The organism is Halopenitus salinus (assembly GCF_042662125.1).
Taxonomy (GTDB): Archaea; Halobacteriota; Halobacteria; order Halobacteriales; family Haloferacaceae; genus Halopenitus; species Halopenitus salinus.
Genome location: NZ_JBHSXL010000008.1, coordinates 51,899 through 70,900 on the forward strand (window position 1 = coordinate 51,899; position 19,002 = coordinate 70,900).

Sequence of the window (19,002 nt, forward strand, 5' to 3'; positions counted from 1 at the left end):
GGATCAGTACTGGTAGTGGACGTTTCGGTCCGCGACCTCGTCCGCGTCCTCCAGCTTCTCGAGGGCGTCCTCGAAGTCGCCGCGCCGGACGGCCGTGCGGTCGTCGCGGATCGCGAACATCCCCGCCTCGGTGGCCAGCGAGGCGATGTCGGCGCCGCTTTTGTCCTCGAGGTCGGCGGCGACCGCCGAGAGGTCGACGTCGTCGTCGACGTTCATGTCCTCCGTGTGGATCTCGAGGATTCGCTCGCGCCCCTCGACGCCGGGTTTCGGCACCTCGATGAGCCGGTCGAAGCGACCGGGACGAAGGATGGCCTCATCGAGCATGTCGAAGCGGTTGGTGGCCGCCATGATCCGGATCTCCCCGCGCTCGTCGAAGCCGTCCATCTCCGAGAGCAGCTGCATCATCGTCCGCTGGACCTCGGCGTCCCCGGAGGTCTTCGAGTCGGTCCGCTTTGCGGCCACGGCGTCGATCTCGTCGATGAAGATGACGGCGGGTTCGCGTTCGGCGGCGAGCTCGAAGAGGTCACGGACGAGCCTGGAGCCCTCGCCGATGAACTTCCGGACGAGCTCGGAGCCGGCCATCTTGATGAAGGTGGCGTCCGACTCGTTGGCGACGGCCTTGGCGAGCATCGTCTTGCCGGTGCCCGGCGGACCGTGCAACAGCACGCCGCTCGGCGGATCGACCCCGACGGCGTCGAAGATCTCGGGGTTCTCGAGGGGGTCCTCGACGGCCTCTCGAACCTCGCGGATCTGCTCGTCGATCCCGCCGATGTCGGCGTACTCGACGTCCGGGGACTCCTGGATCTCCATGGCCTGTGCGCGGGCGTCCGTCTCGTCGTCGAGGGCCGTCTGGATCGAAAACGAGTCGTTTATGGCCACGCGATCGCCCGGTTCGAGGTCCGCCTCGAGCCGCGAGGCGGTTTCGGTGAGGACCTCCTGGTTGTTGCCGTGCTGTTTGATGACGACGCCCTCGTCCGTGATCTCCTCGACCGACGCGACGTACAGCGAGGAGGTCTTGAGCACCTCGTTCTCGCGTTTCAGCGAGTCGACGTCGTCCTTCAGGTCCTCGCGTTGGCTCTCCGCGTCCTCGAGGCGGTCCTCGAGTTCGTCGTTCACCTGGACGATCCGGGCGAAGTGTTTGCGGATCGCCTCCAGTCGCTCGGCCTCGCTCATCTCCGGATCGAGGTCGAGTCGGGGTCGATCCGGAAGTGACGGACTGTGGGACATTCGTTGTGGACGATTGGGTTCGCGCGTAAATGTGCCTTTGGGTCACGGTTGATTTTTTGACCACGCTCATCCGTTCGATCGGCCGAGCCGCGAGAGGTCCTCCAGTTCGACCGCCTCCGGAACCGCCGAGAGCGCGGCGGGGTCCCAGTCGTCGTGAGCGAGCGTGACGCTCGCGTGTGCGTGTTCGCGAGCGAGTCGTGCGACGCCCTCGGCGGCGGCCCGCTCCGCGGCGACGTCGGGGCGTTCGGGGACCTCCGCGGTCAGCGGATACGTCTCGGAGAGCGCGGGGGGGTAGGGACCGAACGGCGGACGGATCCGCCAGACCGCGTCGTAGTCGTGATCCGAGGGGGGCTTCGACTCGGTCACGAGCAGGCGGTCGGGCACCGTGAGCCGACCGAGCCGGTCGTGGTGTCGCTCGACCTCCGGACGGGACGGCGAATCCGCGGAGACCGAAAAGAAGGTCCCCTTCGAGACCGGGTCCGTCCGCTCCAGCTCGCCGCGGTGATCCAGGAGCGCCCGGTAGCCGTCCCACATCGCGGGATGCCCACGCGCGCGGCGCTCGACGAGTCCGAGGAGGTTCCCCGACCGGATCGCCTGTTTGACGCGGCGAAGCTCGGCGAAGGTGACGTGGAGGTTGTGCTCGGCGAGCAGTCGCTCGCGCTCGGTGTCCCCTCGCGATCGGAGGTCCGCCGGCGCGTGCTGTGAACACACCGGACACGAACAGGGGAGATACTCGAGGTCCTCGAGGTGTTCGGTCCCCGAAACCGTGAGGTAGCGGCCGTCCCGGGCCATGAGCGCGTAGGCGGCCGAGTCGAAGAGGTCACAGCCGCACGCGACCGCGAGCGCGAGCATCATCGGGTGGCCGGCGCCGAACAGGTGGACCGGACAATCGGGGTCGAGCCCGCGTTTGGCGCCCATCACGACCTCGACGACGTCGGCGTACCGATAGCCGTTCATCAACGGCACGACCGCGCCGACCGGGAAGACGTCCAAGTCGGTGGACGCGGCGTGGCGACCGGCGCGCTCGCGGAGGTCGGGATACGTCGATCCCTGAACCGGGGCGTTCACGAGCATGTCGCCGGTGTCGACCGCGGCCGCGTCGGCGAGCGCGGTCTCGGTCGTCTCCAGTTCGGCCGCCGCGCGCTCGCGGTCGACGTCGGGAGGGGTCGGGACGTCGACCGGGGTGGCGATGTCCGACCCGATCGCGTGCTGGAACTCGAGGATCTCCGCCGTCGTCACGTCGATGTCGCCGTACTCGGCGAGCTGGAAGGATCCGGAGTCGGTCATGATCGCGCCGTCGAACCCGAGGAGGTCGTGGAGTCCCTCCTCGAGTGCGCGCTCGCGGACCCGGTCGGTGCTGTGGATGATGTAGGAGTTGGTGATCAGGACGTCGACGCCGAAGGTCGAACGGAGCCGGGAGGGGTCGATCGTGAGCACGTTCGGGTTGACGACGGGCAACAGCGCGGGCGTCTCGACGTCGACGCCGGCCCGGGGAACCGTCAGGGAGCCGATCCGGGCGGCCCCGTCGTGGGCCCGTATCTCGAAGTGCTCGCGCATGTGCCGTCTCCACGCCCCCGAGCGGTAAGGGTTGCGTTCCACCCGGGACGCGGGTCACGTTCCGATCGAACCGACCGTGGTCCCCGAACGACCACCGACGGTCGGCCGCTCACTGAAGCAGCATCGGACCGAACAGCATCACGGACAGCGCCGCGAGCATCGTCACGCCGATCGCGGTCGTGATCGCTCGGGTGAGCTCGGATTTGGAGCTCACGGGGAGCCTGGAGACGACCGCCTCGGTCGCGGTCCGGAGGATGCGTCCCCCGTCCAGTGGGAAGGCGGGGATGCAGTTGAAGAAGGCGAGCTGGAGGTTGATCCAGCCGGTCCAAAACAGCAGGTTCGCGGCGAGGAAGACGGCCGGATCGCCGAGAACGGAAAGCGGGCCCGAGACCTCGTAGAACGGGACGTTCGTCCCGACGAATCCCGCGAAGTTGTAGTCGGTAGCCGGATCGACGATGGAGTAGAAGGGAAGAACCGTCACGAGAAGCAGCGTCCCAACGAGCGAGTCGCTCGCGGAGCCGGTCAACATCGAGAGGTACTGTCCCGCCGGATACGACCGGACTCCGAGGCTGTCGGCGGTCACGCCGCTTACCCCGCCGGCGATCTGAACGCCGAGGTAGGCTCCGTCGTCGTCGGTGCCGTCGGCGGCGGCGATCGATCCGAGCTCGACGTCGTACTCAACTCGCTCGCCGTCGCGGTAGGCGACGATCGTGACCGTCTCGTTCGCGGCGCGCGCGTCGATCGCCTCGCTCAAGCCGCGCTGGTCGACGACGCGCTCGTCGCCGACCGCGGTGATGACCACGTGTTCGCCGGCCGGCGCGCCGGCGGCGTCGAAGGGGGCGTCCGGAACGACCGCGACGAGGGCGCCGGCCGGTCCCTCGACCGTGGTTCCGTTCGCGGTCTCGAAGGTGTGAACGTCCCCGTCGCGAACGGCCTCGCGGAGGGCGGCCTCGGTCCGAACCGGCTCGCCGTCGACGGCGGCGATGGTGTCGTTCGCGGAGAGCCCGTTCTCCCCCGCGAGCGGCGAGACCGCGGCGACGCCGGTCACGAGCAGCCGGCGGTCGACGACGCGTTCGCGGCCGTCGTGGAGCGCGACCGTGACGCGCTCGTTCGGGTTCTCCGAGAGCACGTCCCGGAGTTCGTCGGGGGTCTCGACCGGGGTTCCGTCGACGGCGACGATCCGATCGCCGGACCCGATTCCCGACTCCGCGGCCGGGGAGCCGGGGTAGGCGCCGCCGACCGCGGCGCCCGGCGCGACCGACACCGCGCCGGCGATCGGAACGAAGAGCAGGCCGAAGGTGACGATGACGACGATGAGGTTCGCGGTGACGCCCGCGGCGAACATCCGGGTCCGATCCCCGCGGTCGGCCCGCTTCGTGGACTCCTCGTCGGGCTCGACGAAGGCGCCGATCGGCAGGAGGGTGAAGAGCGCGACGCCCATCGAGTCGATCTCGATGTCCTCGACGCGACAGAGCAGGCCGTGAGCCCCCTCGTGGACGACGAGCGCAACGAGCAATCCGAAGACGATCTCGACGGCGACCGTAAGCGGGAGGAAGTCGTTGACGCCGGGGATGATGAGGACGTTCTGGGGCGTGTTGATCCCGGTCGGGGCGGGCGGGTTCGAGAGGATCTCGATCGCGTTGAAGATCAAAAGCAGGAACGTGCCGGCCATGACCACGAGCGCAACGCCGACGCCGAGATTGGCGATCGCCCGGATGAAGCGCTTCGGGCGGGCGAGCCGGTCGAGAAGGGCTCGACCCCGGGTCGTGTGGATCGTCGTCAGGGGACCGGAGATCCGGACCGACTCCGGCAACGCGCCGCGGTTGCGAAGCCACATCGCGATCGCGGTGTAGGCGAGAACCCCGGAGAGGATCCAAAACAGGGTACTCATTGGTCCGTCTTGGCCGCCGGAGGGGGAAAGGGGTTCGGTTGCGGAAGTGACGTGCCGTCGGGCCACGGTGTCCCGCTCGAGACGTTCCACAGCAGTTAGGACCCCCCACGCCGTAGCCGCCCACATGTACACACCGGTGGAGTTCATCACCGAGCTCGTCGGCGGCGTCCCGCGACTCGCGAACATCTTCCTCGAGAACGTTGTCGCGGGCGGAGATCCGCTCTCGATCGTCTCCTTCCTGGTCGGACAGCTGTTGATCGTCGGCTCCGTGGTCGCCATCGCCTACCTGGCCGTCGGCGCGCTGGCGAACGAGGTCGGCATCCAGTTCCCGTCGCTCGGCGAGTGAACTAAGTCGGCGGTTCCGAACCGGACGAGCCATCCACGACGTCCCCGAGCGCCGTCGCCGCGAGATCGACGGCGTCCTCGAGGTCGGGACCGAGCGGCGATCCGACCACGATCCCGTCGGCGTGCTCGAGGATGGCCTCCCCGCGGTCCGCGACGTCCGCCGGCGTCCCCGCGATACAGAAGGCGTCGATCATCGCCGGGGTGACGGCCTCGAACGCCGCGGAGAACTCGCCGGCGCTGATTCGGTCGCCGATCGCCTCGGCCGTGTCGGCGTCGATCCCGTGGCGATCGAGGACGGGCGGCGCGGCGCCGGCGGCGATGAACGCCACGGCAGGACGGGCGGCCTCGCGGGCAGCATCCGCGTTCTCGGCGACGCTGACGCTCGCGTACGCCAGGAGATGGAACCCTCCGCGGGAGTCCGAGCGCTGTGAGAGTCCCTCTTCGACCCGGTCGCGCGCCCAGCCGAGGTCGGCCGGATGCGAACCGTTGAACAGGAGCCCGTCCGCGTGTTTGGCCGCCATCCGACACATGTGCGGTCCCTCCCCGCCGACGAGAACCGGGATGTCGGCTCCCTGTGGCGGCCGGTAATTGAGTCCGGCGTCGGCCGCCTCGAAGGTGCCATCGTGATCGACCCGGTCTCCGTCCCAGAGCCGTCTCGCGATCCGAAAGGCCTCGAGGACGGGACGAAGTCCCCGCCCGTCGGAGAGCCCGAGGTTCCGAAGCGTCGACGGGTCGCCGGGCCCGACCCCGAACAGGGCTCGACCCCCGGAAGCCTCATCCAGGGTCGCGACCCGGGAGGCGAGCGTCACGGGGTGGGTCTCCAGGGGATTCACCACCCCGGGTCCGACCCGCACCGTCTCCGTCTCGAGCGCGAGCCGGGAGAGGAACGCCCAGGGATCACGGTTGTTGTAGTGACACGTCGCGAAGACCGCGTCGTAGCCGGCCGCCTCGGCGGCGACGCCGAGGTCGACCAGTCGATCCAGCTCGTGTTCCGGGGTGAGTTCGATTCCGAACATGTCTGAAGTGTGTGAGTAGCGGTTTCAGCTGCCGCGGGAATTCACGCCTCGGTGGACCACTCGCGGATCGCCCGACGAACGAGGTCGCCGTCGACCTCACGGAAGTGCGCGTCGGATCCCTCGTGGTCGCCGAACTCGAACCCGCGAACGACGACGGCCGGCGTGCCGGCGTCGCCCTCGCCGGCGACCAGGTTCGTGGCCGCGGCCAGCTCGTCTATCACGTTCTCGACCGTGGCACCGAGTTCCCTGCCGTCGCGGTCGGCTTCGCCTCGCCAGTCGCGGCTGGCCGGAAGTCCCGACCACCCGATCGCGACCCCGCGTTGGCCGTGGCGAAACGGTCGCCCGCAGGTGTCCGTGACGATGACGCGGTCCGCGTCGATCCCCGATCGGATCCGTGCCGCGCTCTCGGAGGGACGCTCCGGAAGCAACAGGAGATCGCCGTCCGGGACGTTGGACCGGTCGATCCCGGCGTTGACGCCGACGTGGCCGAAGCGCGTGGCCGTCAGCAGAAACGGCGACTCGAGGAGGATCTCGACCGACTCCTCGAGGACCGCCTGGGCGAAGCGCGGGTCCTTCGGCTCGCCGGTGACCTCCTCCAGGCTCGCCGCGATCTCGCGAGCGCGAGGTCCGGCCGGAAACGCGTCGTAGTCGCAGACGCGTCCCTCGGCCTTCGAGACGACCGTGCTCGCCACACACACGACGTCGTCGGGACGCAGATCGACCCGGTCGGCGATCATGCCGGCGAGGTCGTCGCCCTCGCGGACCTCGGGGAGATCCGGAACCGCGAACAGTTCCATACGGTCCGGTTTCGAGTGCGCGGTCAAAACCCCGACGGTAGCGGAGACGGGAGACGAACACGATCGCGTCAACGGAGACGAGTTCCGAACTCGGTCTCCGACGGATCGGTCGACTGAAGGTCCGCGGATCCCTATCACCACCGGGCGGCGGTGACGAGGGGTTACCCCCACCGAGCCCCGTGTGACGATGGGTTTTTTCCGAGCCGCCCGTTTCCGGTTGGACCGTCGCGAAACGCCGTCATCGAAGAGCGGAGCGAAAGTGGGTTCTCTCCGAGACGATGGACTTCAGTCGTCGGGTTTCGACGGGAACCGGAAAGGTCGACGATCGGACGGAGGGATCCGCGATTCGACGACGGGAGAGCCGGGATCGGACGACGCGAGGTCGACGACTTGACGAAGGTATATATCGGAAGCCAGCACCACTCCCGTCGAGTGATCTGAGCGATCGCCCACGACGGCCGAGGCGGGTGTCCGGCGGCCCGTCGTGGATCGGAAGAAGCGCCGGCTGTTCGCCACTTCCGCCGAGCGGTCAGTACGAGGCGGCTCGCTTGTCCAGCCCCGCAGCCTCGATGTCCTCGCCGTCGACGGAGGTCCGAAGCGCGTCCATGCCGTCGAACCGGTCGATCTCGAAGTTCGAGGCGTACAGCTCCTGGACGCGGTCGTACTCCTGCGCGGAGAGCGGCGGCACCTCGCTGGCCTCGGCCCACTCGTCAATGTCGGCCGTCGTCCGGAACGTCGGCGTCACCGAGGCGACCTCGTCGTTGTGAAGCAACCACCGGATCGCCGCCTGGCCCATCGTGCGATCGCCGTCACGCTCGAGGAATCGGAGCGCTTCGACCTTCTCCCACCCGGTCTCGTACCACTCGGTCGGTCGATGGGACCGATGGTCGTCGTCGCCGAGTTCCGTCTCCGGCGTGACCTGCTCGTTGAGTAGCCCCGACGAGTGGGGAACCCGCGCCAGGATCGAGGTGTCGGAATCGAGCTCGCGAACCGTCTCGAGAAAGTGCATGCCGGGGTCCTGCTCGAGGAGGTTGAAGACCGTCTGGACGGCGTCGAAGACGTCGTCCTCGATCGCGGCGTCACCCTCGGCGAGCCAGCCGATCGACGGACCGAGCGCCCACCCGATCGCCTCGGCGCGCCCGTCGGCTTTGAACTCGCGGAGGACGTCGCGCACCTCGGGCGTCACCTCGTCGACGTTGGCGTTGTGTAGCTGGAGGAACTCGACGTGGTCGGTGCCGAGCCGATCGAGGGATCGATCGAGGGCCTCACGGAGGTATTCGGGGGTCAGCTCCTTCGGGAGTTCGCCGTGGCCGGCCTGCGGATTGTCGTAGAAGTCGTAGCCGATCTTCGTCGCGAGCGTGACCTCGTCGCGGTGTTCCGCCAGCGCCTTCCCGACGAGCTCCTCGGAGTCGCCGTGGCCGTAGACGTCGCCGGTATCGAAGTAGGTGATCCCTCGATCGAGGGCGTGACGCACCATGTCGATCGCCTGCTGCTCGCTGCGGTCGCCCCACCAATCGGTACCGACGACCCAGGCACCGAAGCCGACCTCGCTGACCTCGACGCCGGAGTCTCCGAGCTCGCGGTAGTGCATGCGCGTTCGTAGGGGATCGACCCACTTAGCGCGTGTGGTTCGATCGTGAGGAGCGACCGAAGCGTGGTGGATCACGAGAGGGCGACGCGAACCGCATCGGCCACGAGAGCACCGGGATTGCGGGTTCAAAAACACGCGAGTGATCGGTGTGTCGAGATCGTCGCACAACCGAATTCCTTTGTGGATCGGTGTCGAACAGTCGGCGATGACAAAGCGACACGTGTCCCTCCCCGACGCGGCCGAGGCCGGCGTTCAGGCCCTCATCGACGAGGTCGACGAACGCCTCTCCTCGGAGGAGGACACCTGTGAGGTCGTCAGGGACGTCCTGATCGATCTCCACGGGGATCGCGAGGCGTGGGAGGCGTGGCAGGCCGGCGAGCGCGTCTCCCCGGCCGAGCAGGTTCGCCTCCAGAGTTACGATCCCTGCAACGCCACGCTGGAGTCGGAGTACTACGCCGAAAAGGACGAGGAGGCGTTCCGCCGATCGAAGTACCTCCAGTGGCTCTGGCGGCAGTTCGACGCGACGCCCATGGCCGACAACATCCACTTCGCGTTGCGGTTCCGACAGATGCTCGGCAAACACCTCTTCGCCGAGTGCGGCGACGACTGTCGGTTCTTCAAGGGGATCACCTTCACCTACGGACACAACATCGAGATCGGCGACAACGTCGTGATCCACGACGACGTCCACCTCGACGACCGGGGCCGGCTGACGATCGGCGATCGGGTGTCGATCTCCGACGGCGCACACGTCTACAGCCACGACCACGACATCGTCGACCAGACCGCGATCCGGAACTTCCACACGGAGATCGGCGACGACGCGCGCGTCACCTACGACTCCATGGTCCGTGCAGGCTGTCGGATCGGGAAAAACAGCGTCGTCGGTGCGCGCGCCGTGGTCCAAGGCGACGTGCCGGACCACCACATCGTCGTCGGGATGCCCGCAAAGAGCATTCGGGTGAAGCCGGGATGGGAATCCGAGGCGAAGGACCTCGAGGACGGCCGACTGCAGAGCCGACAGGAGGAGCGGGAGATCGAGTTCGACCTTCCCGACGATCTGGACCCGTTCGACGAGTTCAAACGCGACCTCACCCGGCCCGACGAGCAGGACTGACCGAACGAGTTCGAGACGGGGACGCCGTCACGGGCAGATCGGCCGTTCCGGGCCCGCGTCTCCCGGGGTTCAGTTCCCGTTGGCGAATTTCCTCACTCCGTTCGGAAAATGCGCCGTCCGGGAGTCCCGTGAGCGAAGCGAGCGGGACGTCGGACGGGACACGACCGCAAGGAGTGCGCCGTCCGGGAATTGAACCAGAGGGAGGCGGTCCGGGCGTGCGGCCTCGCTCCGCTCAGCCGTTCCGGGACTGCGACTCCCAGGGTTCAATTCCCGTTGGCGAATTTCCTCACTCCGTTCGGAAAATGCGCCGTCCGGGAATTGAACCCGGGCTAGAGCCTTGGGAAGGCTCTGTCCTACCACTGGACCAACGGCGCGTGCATCGAGGTGTATCGACCGATCGCACTTGAACGTAGCGCTTCACCGGACGTTCGAGCCGATCGGGAACCGCGAGGTGAACGAGCGTCCGGGCGGCCGAGCGTCCGGGCGGCCGGGTAGCTACCGCGAGGGGATGGGCGGCGTCGACCGCTTGTGGTCGGTCGAGTCGTGGCGGTCGAGCAGTCTCGAGACGACCTCCTCGTTGACGTCGATCCGATCGGCGATCGCGTCCGCATCCATCCCGGCATCGACGGCGAGCGCCAACACCGCGTCGACCGTGTCGTAGGGGGCGCCGAGATCGTCGCGATCGTAGTGTCCCGGCAGGAATCCCGCCGTCGGACGCTTTTCGGTGACGAATTCGGGGACGTCGAGGGAGTCGGCAAGCGCACGAACGTCGGTCTTGTAGAGGTGGCCGATCGGCAGCAGATCGGCGGCGCCGTCGCCGTGTTTCGTGAGGTACCCGAGGAGCCGTTCGCTCCGGTTCGTCGTACCGATCACGAGACGATCCGTCGCGTTGGCGGCGAGGTAGGCCATCGACATCCGGAGTCGAGCGATGAGGTTTCCCGTGAGCGCCGGCTCGTCGTGCAGATCGAATCGGTCGGGAACGAGGCTTCCGAACTGGGCGAAAAGCGGCTGGAGGTGTACGGTGTCGTGCTCGATCCCGAGCGCCTCGGCGAGGCCCTCCGCGTCCCGAGCGTTGACCGCACCGGTCTTGTTACAGGGGAAGATCAGCCCGTAGACGTGCTCGGGCCCGAGCGCGGCCGTCGCGAGCGCCGCGGTCACCGTGGAGTCGAGTCCGCCGCTCATGTTCACGACGACGCCGTCGGCGTTCGCCTCCCGAACCCGATCGGCGATGAAGCCGACGATCAGGTCACGTTGGGCGTCGGGAGCGTCGAGGGTCGCGACGTCGAGGACGTCGCCAACCCTCCCGGGGTCCGCGAGTTCGGAGCGTCCTCCGCGGCCATCCCCGATCGGAACGGGACCGGCGTCCGTCATCCTGAAGTCACCCATCCGGGACCTCCGATGAGTCCGCGTGTTCTGGATCGCCAATCACCGACTTGGACGAGAATATAACGAACATACACAGTATTTTTAGTCGTTTCTGGATCTTATTGAACATGAATAAGGAAGTATCTCGGACGAACGTATAAAGAATCTTCGTGGAAAGTGTATAAGGAGATCCCGGATCCGCGCCCGGTCACGTGTCGACGAGGTCCCCGTCGATCCGGTCGCGAACCGAATCGAGCGCCGCCGCAGTCCGGCGGGCCTCGAGGGATTCCTCGCGAAAGGCGGTGAATGCGCTCTCCGCGGCTTCCTGATCGACCTCGAATCGAACGGTCCCGTCGAGATCGGCCGTCTCGCAGTCGTACTCCACGTTCCACAACACGAGGGGCGTCGCCGGCGCGGGGGCGATACCGCGAGGACCATCGAGCGGTTCCGAAGCGAGCACGCGGTCGATGCGTGAGGGCGGGGCGTCACCGATTCCGATGGCGCGAACGAGCGTGACGAGGCGACGAACGAACTCGCGAGGGAATCCGTCGGCGCGCGCGCGGACGACGAGCAGATCGCCCTCGCGCCGTGCGGACGCATCGAGCGTCCGTTCCGTTCCCCCGTCGTCGGGCGTGAGGTTGTGGAAGTCGTGGGTGCCGGAGAGACGTTCGAGCGCGTCGTGAACTCGACCGTCGTCGAGGGACGAGACCGCCGCGGGCGAGTCGTCGATCGCCGCCGTCGGAGCGTAGAGGTGGTAGCGGTAGGTCCGGGCGCTCGCGTCGTGTCTCGCGTGAAAATCGTCGGGGACATCGGCGGCCGCCCACGCCCGGACGTGTTTCGGGAGCTGACCGTTGAACGCCCGCGGCGTGAGCCAGTCGGGCACATCGAGGGCGATCGTCTGGGCCGCGGCGGAGACGCCGGCGTCGGTTCGGCCGGCGGCGGCGTACCCCGGCGGTCGAGGACGGCCCCCGTCCGGGGTGCGAGGGAGATCCGCGACGCCGAGGGCCTCGAGCGCGTCGAAGATCGCGTCCTCGACGGTCGGCACGTCCGGCTGCCGCTGGAACCCGGAGAACGGACGACCGTCGTAGGCGATCCGGAACGCGCGCACGGACGGGTCTGGTCGGGGAAGGTACATATCCCCGTCGGCCGGGAACGATCGTCGGGGCGGTAGGTCCAGGGGGACGATCGTCGTCGCGTTCGATCCTCGAGGACGGTCGATCAGTCGTCGTTGTCGTCGTCCATCGGAACCGAGATCACGGGAACCGGCGACTCCCGGATGACGCGTTCGGTGATCGAGCCGAGCAGCACGCGCTCGAGTCCCTGTCGCGTGTGCGTCGGCATCACCACGAGGTCGGCGTCGATGGACTCGACGACCGAACGGATGGTCTCGTGGGGCGTTCCGCGCTCGACGTGGGTGACGACATCGATGTCGGCGTCGGTCGCCTCGAGCGCCTCGGCCACGTCGTGAACGCGGTCGTAGGCCGCCGTCTCGAGGCGGTCCGCGAGCGTGCCGATTCGGGGGTCGTTGAGCACCTCCTCCATCGAGTCGACCACGGAGAGAACGTGAACCGTCGCGCCGTATCGCTCGGCCAGGGTCGCGACGTGGGGGACCGCTCGCATCGTGTCGCCATCGGGAGCGACGGGCAACAGGATCCGATCGTACATGCGTGTCCGTTCGAGCGAAGGGACCAAAACGATGGTGGGTGGCGAAGGAGACGACGGCGGACTCCGGTCGACCGGCTCGACGGGGACCCGTTCAAAGGATCAGGAACCGAAGGAGCCACAACACGCCCATCCCCGCGGCGATCGTCGCGAGGACGTTCCCGGTTCGCCAGGCCACGACGCCCGCGGCGAGCCCGGCGATCAGACGCGCGTCGAGGAGGGTCGCCCGGGCGGTCGCCTCGATCGAGACGAGCTGGGGCACGACGAGGGCGGCGAGCACCGCGGGCGGGACGTACCGGAGCGTCCGCTCCAGCTTCGGCGGCACGTCGTCGATCCGGCCGAACAGGTGGATGAACGAGAACCGGAGGCCGTAGGTTGCGATCCCTATCGCGACGGTGGCGAGCCAGATCGCGGGGGCGCCGTACTCCGTCATCGGTTCCCCACCGCCTCGGAGACGAGTCCGGCCGCGACCCCGGCGACCGCGCCGATCGGGAGCGAGAGGTTGAACGGCGCGCCCGCGGCGAGGACCGCGACCGCGCCGCCGACCAGGGCGGCCACGATCCGGGGACGATCCGTCATCACGGGGACGAGGATCGCGAGAAAGACGAGCGGGACGGCGAAGGAGAGTCCCCACTCCTGGGGGACGCTGGTGCCGACGACGACGCCGAGGGCGGTACAGACGATCCACGTGATCCAGAGGGTCAACGCGACGCCGAGGTAGTACGACCGGATGTCGTCGACCTCGCCGGTCTCCTGTTTCGTGAGCGAGAGCGCGTACGCCTGGTCGGTGAGCAGATACGCGAGCGCGGCGCGGGTCCGCCGCGAGTAGTCGGCGAGGTGTGGAGCGATGGAGGCCGAGTACATGAGCAGCCGGAGGTTGATCACGACCGCGGTGAAGACGACCACCGCGAGCGGCGCGGTCTCGCCGAGCAGGTCGACCGCGGCGATCTGGGAGGCGCCCGCGTAGACGACCGCCGACATGCCGACCGCCTGAACGGGCGTCAAGCCGGCGTCGATCGCCGCGATTCCGGTCACCATCGCGAAGGGAACGACGCCGAGGAGAAGCGGAAGGCAGTCGCGAACGCCCGAGCGGAGATCCGCGTTCATACCTCCGAGTGAGCGGGGGGTGCATCAAAGCGGTATCGGAGTCGCGGCGATGGACACGGACCCACGCCGGGACACGCCAACCGACGGTGGGACACCTCAGTCGATGGCGGAGACATCAGGCGACGCCGATCACGACCGCGGATCGGATCTCCAGGGCGGACTCGAACTCCTCGCGGCGGTCGTGGGCGGAGCCGGAGCGTTCGAGCTGCGTCTCGTGGGTCCGTCGGACGGCCTTTCGGGTCCGATCGTCGAACCCGAGCGCGTCGCCGATCTCGAGCCAGTGGTCGGATTCGACGAGAAACACCTCCCGATCGGCCTCCACGAGGACGCGTTCGTACTCGCGGCGGTATTCCCCGGTCCGAGCCGAGAGATGGCGTTGAACGGCCGACAACGCGTCCGGAAGCGTGGAGAGGGGAACGCTCGCGAGCGCGCCGGCGGTCACAAGGACCGGGCCGTCGAACGGGAGGTCGACGTCGGCGTCCATCCGCCCGGGCGCTATCCGCCGGCGCGCATCGCTTTTTGTGCGAAGCGATCGATGAGGTCGTCGAGAACGCCCGGCTCCCCCGTGAACGCGATCCGGACCTCGGTCAGCTGCAGCGACCCTCCAACCGTCACCTTTCCGGCGTCGAGGTCGGCGGCCCAGCCGTCGCCCTCGATCCGGGTCGCGTCCTCGGGGTCGTCGGCGTCGACGAACGAGCCGCCGAGGTTGCGGAGGTAGTGGGCGGCGAGCCGCCTCGAGATCCCGCGGTAGGATCGCTCGCGGCGGTCGGTGTCCGTAGCTCCGCCGGCGACGGGCGGGAAGATGGAGAGGGTGTCTCCCGGCGAAAGCGCCGTGTCGAGGCCCTCCATGTGCAACACCTCGCGGCCGTTCAAGAGGACGTTGATCTGGGGGGCGAGCCCGCCGTCCTCGATCAGGTTGCCGCGGAGTCCGTCGTATTCGTCCTCGAGCGCCGAGAGCACGTCCTCGACGGCGGCGTCGGAGGCGACCTCGATGGAGGTCGTCTTCGACCCCACGGCCTCCCGAAAGGTGGCGAAAAAGCGCAACTCGATCTCCATACGCCAGCAAGGGGCGGGGGACGCTTAAATGCGGTCGGTGAGAGATCGGTAACCGGTCCGCGACGGACGGAAGCCGGTCAGTCGTCGAACCGGGCCCCGTCCTCGACAAGCGGAAACCGTTTACCCGCCGAACCGTATCCCGTCCTCGACGATCCGGTAGTTGCGCTCCCGGTCGAGCTCCTCGGCGAGCCACTCGTGATCGTACAGCTGGGCGATCAGTTCGGCATAGAGGTTCCGCCAGGTGATCGCGTAGATCGGCGACTGCCCCCACGCGCGCAGCTCCGGGACGAACTCGTCGTATCGCTCCATGCGCTCCTCGAGGAACTCGATGGCGTCAACGACGATCTCCGCCGCCTGGGAAACGCCGTCCGCCTCGTCGATCTCGCGGTTGATCCGCGACTCGATACCGGCGACCGCGCGTTCGACGTCGCGTTTCGTCGTCTCGCCATCGTCGGGTAGCCCGTCCACGACGCCCTGGGGGATCGCCAGTGAGATCTCGCTCATACGCGGAGTGGTGGCCGCAGCCGAAAAAACGTCTCGACGATCGGCGAGTCCATGTGTGCCGACGTCCAACGGAATCCAGAACAGATTCCATCGGTTCGATGGACCCACACGCGGAGACCCGAGAGATGGTCGACCGCGGGACGGGGGAGTCGTTGCACCTGGTGGGACGAACCGCCAAGTGGACACCCTGCTCGATGACGGATGAAAGCTGATCGCTCACTGGGGGCGCTGGCGTTCGAGGAGGACGAGTGGCGATCACCGAGTGAAGCTGGAGGACCGAGGACGGGCCGTCGATTCGGAGGGAACCACGAGGCGACGAGGATCGAACGAACGATCGGGAGCTACTCGTCGGGATCGAGGAAGTACGACTCGTCCTCGAACAGTTCGTCCTCGCCCTCGACGGAGCGAACGTCGAGGTGGATGACGGTCGCATCGACGCCCAACAGCCCGGCGAGGCTCGGCTCCGTCCGTCCCTCGTCGCTCGAGACGAGCTCCTTGATGTAGAGGCCCCCCTCTCCGTGGACGTCGACGATCACGTGACGCGGATCGTCCGGATCGAAGTCGGGTGCTGTGTCCGCGAGAGTCATCTCGGCCGACGACGCATCCTCCGACGCCACTTCCACCGACTCGACGATCGCCGCGTCGTACACCTCGCGCTCGCGCGTGAGGTTCGCGCGCCGGTGATCGACGCGGTTCGGCGTGTACTGTTCGATCGTCGCCCCCTCGAGCTCCTCGACCGCGTCCCGCAGGTCGTCGCGGTCCACGGCCTCGGCGAGCTCGACGAACGCCCGGTACCGCTTGGATGCGTCGAGCCGCTTGACGCGCTCGACCATCTCGTGGGTCGCGAGGCGGAGCCCCTCGACCTCGACGGCTCCGTCGGCGAGCGCGTTGACGTCGGCCTCGAGGCGCTCGACGTCCACTCGACGGCGGCGTGGCTCCTCGACCTCGACGACGAACGGCCGGCCGGTCCCGAGCATCCGCGCGTCGACGTCCTCGCGGCCGGCCCCGTGGAAGACGCTCTCGGTGCCGTCCATCACGTCCTCGACCACGGGCGCGACGAACCCCTCGACGCTGTCCTCATAGAGGTAGCCGGTCCCCCCACAGTGGTCACACGGCTCCCGGCCGTCGCGACCGGATCCGTGACACTCCCGACAGGGCCACTCGGTCTGCGGGATGTCGCGTTCGATCTTCCGGTAGCGTCCGTAGACGAACGCCGAGTTCACCTTGGCGTCGATCCGCTCCTCGGCGAGGTCGATCGTGAACTGGACGTGCGGGCGGTCGAAGGAGACCTCCGTGCCGGTGAGCCGGCCGACGCGCTTTCCGACCTCGCGGTTGAACTCGGATTTGAACGCCTCGCCGGCGTCGGGATCGAGTCCGCACTCCTCGCGCAGTAGCCGCCCGTTTTCCTCGATGAGCGGCGGCGGTCGCGTGCCGACGTTGTAGGTGTCGAAGTCGACGTCCGCGACCGCCGCGGCGGCGCGTTCGGCCCACTCGTCGAACTCGGTGCACCGACCCTCACACACCCAGCAGTCGGCCGGCTCGGGAGGTTCGAAGGGCTCGTCGCGGGAGAGCGTGAGCGTGGTTCGCATGGATCGACCGCGTTCCGCGTTCGAGAGCCCGAAGCTCCGGTCGGCGACGAGCCGGCCGAGGCAGGGATCACACACCGGCCCGGTCGCGATCGCGTCCGCGGCGACCTCGAGTACGTCCATGGGCGAGCCAGGCGCCGCCGCCGCTAAAGCGTGCGGATCCGCGCCGTCGTGTCGGGTGTCGTCCATCGACACGGGGTTCGCCCTTCGCGGCGTTTAACCACGCGCGCGGCGTCGATACGAAACATGACGAACGCGCTGGAGATCCGCGATCTCCGCAAACGCTACGGGGACGTGGAGGCGCTGAAGGGGGTGTCGCTTTCCGTCCCGGAGGGGTCGTTCTTCGGGCTGTTGGGTCCCAACGGGGCCGGGAAGACGACGTTCATCAACGTCCTCGTCGGGCTGGTTCGCGCCTCGGGAGGATCGGCGTCCGTCTTCGGGTACGACGTCGAGGACGACTACCGGGAGGCGCGAGACCGGATCGGGCTCGCCCCCCAGGAGTTCAACGTCGACCGCTTTTTCCCGATCCGCGAGGTCCTCGAGCACAAGGCGGGCTACCACGGCGTCCCGCCCGAGGAGGCGAGCCGGCGGGCCGACGAGGCGCTGAAACAGGTCGGGATCTGGGAGAAACGCGACACGCGATTCGACTGGCTCTCCGGCGGGATGAAACGCCGGTTCATGCTCGCTCGCGCGCTCGTCACCGACCCGGACCTGCTCATCCTCGACGAGCCGACCGCGGGCGTCGACGTCCAGTTGCGCCGGGACCTGTGGGAGCTCGTCACCGATCTCAACGACCGGGGGACGACGATCCTGCTCACCACCCACTACATCGAGGAGGCCGAACGGCTGTGCGACGAGGTCGCCATCCTCGATTCGGGGGAGATCGTGACGGTCGCTTCCCCGGAGGATCTGATGGACCAGGGCAGCGACCGGATCGTGGTCACCCTCCGAGACGACGACGCGGACGCGGCCACGATCGCCGAGTCGATCCGCGACGGGGACGACCGCGTCGAATCGGTGACGGGCGAGGGCGACCGCCTCGTCGTGACCGCGCGCCAGGGCGGACTCGTGGCCCCCGATCTGGTCCGCGAGCTGGACCGGGCGGGCCACGCCATCCTCGATCTGGAGATCAAGCGGACGTCCTTGGAGGAGGTGTTCGTCGACCTCACCCGGCGCGAGGAGACGACGGACGGCGAAAACGGCGAGGCTGGCCGGGAGGAGACGGAGCGCGAGGACGAGGAGCCGACCGACGACGCGGCGGCGGCGGACGAACTCGAGGCGATGGCCACGGACGGCGGCACCCGCGGGACGGGTTCACATTACGGGGACGATCGTACGCAGGGAGGCCGATGATGGGTACCGACGAGTCGAACACGAGCACGTCGGTGGATCTCACCGGGTTCCTCACCCTGACGAAACGCGAGATCCTCCGGTTCGTGCGCCGGCCGCGCAACACGTTCGCGCCGCCGTTCATCACGAACGTGCTCTACTTCTCCGTCTTCGGGGTCATCCTCGGCCAGCGTGTGGGAACGATCGCCGACGTGCCCTACATCCTCTTCATCCTCCCGGGGCTGATCGTCCTCGGAGCGGTCTCGAACAGCTTCGAGAACGCGTCGTTTTCGATCTTCCACGGGCGCTGGAACGAGTACATCCACGAGGTACTCACCTCGCCGCTGTCCTACACGGGGATGGTCTGGGCGTACATCCTCTCGGCGGCGACCCGCGGGCTGCTCGTCGGCGGGCTGATCGCGGTCATCGGCTGGGGGATCATCTCCGGGCTGTATCGGCCCGTGCCGGTCGAGGAGCCCGTCTACCTCCTCGCGTTCATGATCACCATCACGCTGTTGTTCGCGAGCTTCGGCGTGATCGGCGGACTGCTCGCGACCGACTTCGACGACCTGACCGTGATGAACCAGTTCATCCTCCGTCCGCTCGTCTTCTTCGGCGCGGTCTTCTACTCGCTCGAGGACCTCACGCCGCTTTTGCGCGACGTCTCGCTTCTCAACCCGATGGTCTACATGGTCAACGGCGTCCGGTACGGCTTCCTCGGGACCGCGGAGGTCGATCCGCGGTTCTCCCTCGTCGTTCTCGTCGGGTTGACGGCGGTCGTCGCGCTGATCGACGTGGCCCTGTTCCGACGCGGCTACGGGCTGACCGATTGACCGGCCGGACAGGGGATTG

General features: G+C 68.0%; 19 protein-coding genes, 1 tRNA gene and 1 pseudogene. 4 read left to right on the forward strand and 17 right to left on the reverse strand.

Going from position 1 to position 19,002, the window contains the following annotated elements:
- Window positions 1-3 precede the first annotated feature (3 nt).
- The 3 genes from pan2 to ACFQE9_RS08560 all read right to left on the reverse strand — a co-directional run bounded on the left by pan2 (window position 4) and on the right by ACFQE9_RS08560 (window position 4,675).
- Window positions 4-1,227 carry a proteasome-activating nucleotidase Pan2 gene (gene pan2, locus ACFQE9_RS08550; protein WP_379743251.1) on the reverse strand — a complete coding sequence of 408 codons (1,224 nt, stop codon included), beginning with the start codon at window positions 1,225-1,227 and terminating at the stop codon, window positions 4-6.
- 66 nt (window positions 1,228-1,293) lie between these two features.
- On the reverse strand, window positions 1,294-2,784 hold the full coding sequence (gene tgtA, locus ACFQE9_RS08555; protein WP_379743254.1) for a tRNA guanosine(15) transglycosylase TgtA: 1,491 nt from the start codon (window positions 2,782-2,784) through the stop codon (window positions 1,294-1,296).
- Between the two features lie 109 nt (window positions 2,785-2,893).
- Window positions 2,894-4,675 (reverse strand): site-2 protease family protein, encoded by a 1,782-nt coding sequence (locus ACFQE9_RS08560; protein WP_379743257.1) that lies wholly within the window; start codon window positions 4,673-4,675, stop codon window positions 2,894-2,896.
- 124 nt (window positions 4,676-4,799) lie between these two features.
- Here ACFQE9_RS08560 and ACFQE9_RS08565 point away from each other — a divergent pair, with 124 nt between their 5' ends.
- On the forward strand, window positions 4,800-5,021 hold the full coding sequence (locus ACFQE9_RS08565) for a hypothetical protein (RefSeq protein WP_379743260.1): 222 nt from the start codon (window positions 4,800-4,802) through the stop codon (window positions 5,019-5,021).
- 1 nt (window position 5,022) lies between these two features.
- Here ACFQE9_RS08565 and ACFQE9_RS08570 read toward each other — a convergent pair whose 3' ends face one another.
- The 3 genes from ACFQE9_RS08570 to ACFQE9_RS08580 all read right to left on the reverse strand — a co-directional run bounded on the left by ACFQE9_RS08570 (window position 5,023) and on the right by ACFQE9_RS08580 (window position 8,424).
- Window positions 5,023-6,036, reverse strand: coding sequence for a 5,10-methylenetetrahydromethanopterin reductase (locus ACFQE9_RS08570; RefSeq protein WP_379743262.1), 1,014 nt, complete (start codon window positions 6,034-6,036; stop codon window positions 5,023-5,025).
- A gap of 41 nt (window positions 6,037-6,077) precedes the next feature.
- Window positions 6,078-6,833 (reverse strand): coenzyme F420-0:L-glutamate ligase, encoded by a 756-nt coding sequence (locus ACFQE9_RS08575; protein ID WP_379743265.1) that lies wholly within the window; start codon window positions 6,831-6,833, stop codon window positions 6,078-6,080.
- Window positions 6,834-7,362: 529 nt separating this feature from the next.
- A complete protein-coding gene (locus tag ACFQE9_RS08580) occupies window positions 7,363-8,424 on the reverse strand; it encodes an aldo/keto reductase (protein WP_379743268.1) in 1,062 nt (353 codons plus the stop codon).
- Window positions 8,425-8,629: 205 nt separating this feature from the next.
- Here ACFQE9_RS08580 and ACFQE9_RS08585 point away from each other — a divergent pair, with 205 nt between their 5' ends.
- Window positions 8,630-9,541, forward strand: coding sequence for an acyltransferase (locus ACFQE9_RS08585; protein ID WP_379743272.1), 912 nt, complete (start codon window positions 8,630-8,632; stop codon window positions 9,539-9,541).
- Window positions 9,542-9,844: 303 nt separating this feature from the next.
- On the opposite strand, the gene ACFQE9_RS08590 is transcribed toward ACFQE9_RS08585, so the two are convergent.
- The 11 genes and pseudogenes from ACFQE9_RS08590 to ACFQE9_RS08635 form a co-directional block, all read right to left on the reverse strand.
- Window positions 9,845-9,915: transfer RNA gene (locus ACFQE9_RS08590), tRNA-Gly, on the reverse strand.
- A 121-nt stretch (window positions 9,916-10,036) separates the two neighbouring features.
- Window positions 10,037-10,927: an NAD+ synthase gene (locus tag ACFQE9_RS08595; protein WP_379743276.1), complete on the reverse strand. Its 891-nt coding sequence runs from the start codon at window positions 10,925-10,927 to the stop codon at window positions 10,037-10,039.
- Window positions 10,928-11,114: 187 nt separating this feature from the next.
- On the reverse strand, window positions 11,115-12,041 hold the full coding sequence (gene truA / locus ACFQE9_RS08600; RefSeq protein WP_379743279.1) for a tRNA pseudouridine(38-40) synthase TruA: 927 nt from the start codon (window positions 12,039-12,041) through the stop codon (window positions 11,115-11,117).
- An 83-nt stretch (window positions 12,042-12,124) separates the two neighbouring features.
- Window positions 12,125-12,571, reverse strand: coding sequence for a universal stress protein (locus ACFQE9_RS08605; protein WP_379743282.1), 447 nt, complete (start codon window positions 12,569-12,571; stop codon window positions 12,125-12,127).
- Between the two features lie 91 nt (window positions 12,572-12,662).
- Window positions 12,663-13,001, reverse strand: a complete 339-nt coding sequence (locus ACFQE9_RS08610; protein WP_379743285.1) for an AzlD domain-containing protein — start codon at window positions 12,999-13,001, stop codon at window positions 12,663-12,665.
- The gene (locus tag ACFQE9_RS08615; protein ID WP_379743288.1) at window positions 12,998-13,675 is read right to left on the reverse strand and encodes an AzlC family ABC transporter permease; all 678 of its coding nucleotides are present in this window, start codon (window positions 13,673-13,675) and stop codon (window positions 12,998-13,000) included. The genes ACFQE9_RS08610 and ACFQE9_RS08615 overlap by 4 nt, the downstream gene beginning before the upstream one ends.
- A gap of 115 nt (window positions 13,676-13,790) precedes the next feature.
- Window positions 13,791-14,159: a DUF8048 family protein gene (locus ACFQE9_RS08620; RefSeq protein WP_379743291.1), complete on the reverse strand. Its 369-nt coding sequence runs from the start codon at window positions 14,157-14,159 to the stop codon at window positions 13,791-13,793.
- 11 nt (window positions 14,160-14,170) lie between these two features.
- Window positions 14,171-14,479 (reverse strand): MoaD-like domain-containing protein, encoded by a 309-nt coding sequence (locus tag ACFQE9_RS15255; protein WP_465261098.1) that lies wholly within the window; start codon window positions 14,477-14,479, stop codon window positions 14,171-14,173.
- A pseudogene (locus tag ACFQE9_RS08625) lies at window positions 14,456-14,731 on the reverse strand (ubiquitin-like small modifier protein 1); the annotation flags it as partial. The pseudogene ACFQE9_RS08625 and the gene ACFQE9_RS15255, both read right to left, overlap by 24 nt.
- Before the next feature lie 120 nt (window positions 14,732-14,851).
- The gene (locus ACFQE9_RS08630) at window positions 14,852-15,235 is read right to left on the reverse strand and encodes a hypothetical protein (protein ID WP_379743294.1); all 384 of its coding nucleotides are present in this window, start codon (window positions 15,233-15,235) and stop codon (window positions 14,852-14,854) included.
- 341 nt (window positions 15,236-15,576) lie between these two features.
- On the reverse strand, window positions 15,577-16,944 hold the full coding sequence (locus tag ACFQE9_RS08635) for a tRNA pseudouridine(54/55) synthase Pus10 (RefSeq protein WP_379743297.1): 1,368 nt from the start codon (window positions 16,942-16,944) through the stop codon (window positions 15,577-15,579).
- Between the two features lie 123 nt (window positions 16,945-17,067).
- Between ACFQE9_RS08635 and ACFQE9_RS08640 the strand changes: the two genes are divergently transcribed.
- Both ACFQE9_RS08640 and ACFQE9_RS08645 read left to right on the forward strand, forming a co-directional pair.
- Window positions 17,068-18,174 (forward strand): ABC transporter ATP-binding protein, encoded by a 1,107-nt coding sequence (locus ACFQE9_RS08640; RefSeq protein ID WP_379743300.1) that lies wholly within the window; start codon window positions 17,068-17,070, stop codon window positions 18,172-18,174.
- The gene (locus ACFQE9_RS08645) at window positions 18,174-18,983 is read left to right on the forward strand and encodes an ABC transporter permease (RefSeq protein ID WP_379743303.1); all 810 of its coding nucleotides are present in this window, start codon (window positions 18,174-18,176) and stop codon (window positions 18,981-18,983) included. The genes ACFQE9_RS08640 and ACFQE9_RS08645 overlap by 1 nt, the downstream gene beginning before the upstream one ends.
- The last annotated feature ends 19 nt before the right edge of the window (window positions 18,984-19,002 follow it).

Coding starts and splice junctions, on each gene's coding strand:
- ACFQE9_RS08580 (WP_379743268.1), bottom strand. CDS start 8,424: ATGCACTACCGCGAGCTCGGAGACTCCGGCGTCGAGGTCAGCGAGGTC.
- ACFQE9_RS08595 (WP_379743276.1), bottom strand. CDS start 10,927: ATGGGTGACTTCAGGATGACGGACGCCGGTCCCGTTCCGATCGGGGAT.
- ACFQE9_RS08605 (WP_379743282.1), bottom strand. CDS start 12,571: ATGTACGATCGGATCCTGTTGCCCGTCGCTCCCGATGGCGACACGATG.
- ACFQE9_RS08565 (WP_379743260.1), top strand. CDS start 4,800: ATGTACACACCGGTGGAGTTCATCACCGAGCTCGTCGGCGGCGTCCCG.
- tgtA (WP_379743254.1), bottom strand. CDS start 2,784: ATGCGCGAGCACTTCGAGATACGGGCCCACGACGGGGCCGCCCGGATC.
- ACFQE9_RS08635 (WP_379743297.1), bottom strand. CDS start 16,944: ATGGACGTACTCGAGGTCGCCGCGGACGCGATCGCGACCGGGCCGGTG.
- ACFQE9_RS08610 (WP_379743285.1), bottom strand. CDS start 13,001: ATGACGGAGTACGGCGCCCCCGCGATCTGGCTCGCCACCGTCGCGATA.
- ACFQE9_RS08630 (WP_379743294.1), bottom strand. CDS start 15,235: ATGAGCGAGATCTCACTGGCGATCCCCCAGGGCGTCGTGGACGGGCTA.
- ACFQE9_RS08620 (WP_379743291.1), bottom strand. CDS start 14,159: ATGGACGCCGACGTCGACCTCCCGTTCGACGGCCCGGTCCTTGTGACC.
- ACFQE9_RS08640 (WP_379743300.1), top strand. CDS start 17,068: ATGACGAACGCGCTGGAGATCCGCGATCTCCGCAAACGCTACGGGGAC.
- pan2 (WP_379743251.1), bottom strand. CDS start 1,227: ATGTCCCACAGTCCGTCACTTCCGGATCGACCCCGACTCGACCTCGAT.
- ACFQE9_RS08575 (WP_379743265.1), bottom strand. CDS start 6,833: ATGGAACTGTTCGCGGTTCCGGATCTCCCCGAGGTCCGCGAGGGCGAC.
- ACFQE9_RS08560 (WP_379743257.1), bottom strand. CDS start 4,675: ATGAGTACCCTGTTTTGGATCCTCTCCGGGGTTCTCGCCTACACCGCG.
- truA (WP_379743279.1), bottom strand. CDS start 12,041: ATGTACCTTCCCCGACCAGACCCGTCCGTGCGCGCGTTCCGGATCGCC.
- ACFQE9_RS08615 (WP_379743288.1), bottom strand. CDS start 13,675: ATGAACGCGGATCTCCGCTCGGGCGTTCGCGACTGCCTTCCGCTTCTC.
- ACFQE9_RS08585 (WP_379743272.1), top strand. CDS start 8,630: ATGACAAAGCGACACGTGTCCCTCCCCGACGCGGCCGAGGCCGGCGTT.
- ACFQE9_RS08645 (WP_379743303.1), top strand. CDS start 18,174: ATGGGTACCGACGAGTCGAACACGAGCACGTCGGTGGATCTCACCGGG.
- ACFQE9_RS08570 (WP_379743262.1), bottom strand. CDS start 6,036: ATGTTCGGAATCGAACTCACCCCGGAACACGAGCTGGATCGACTGGTC.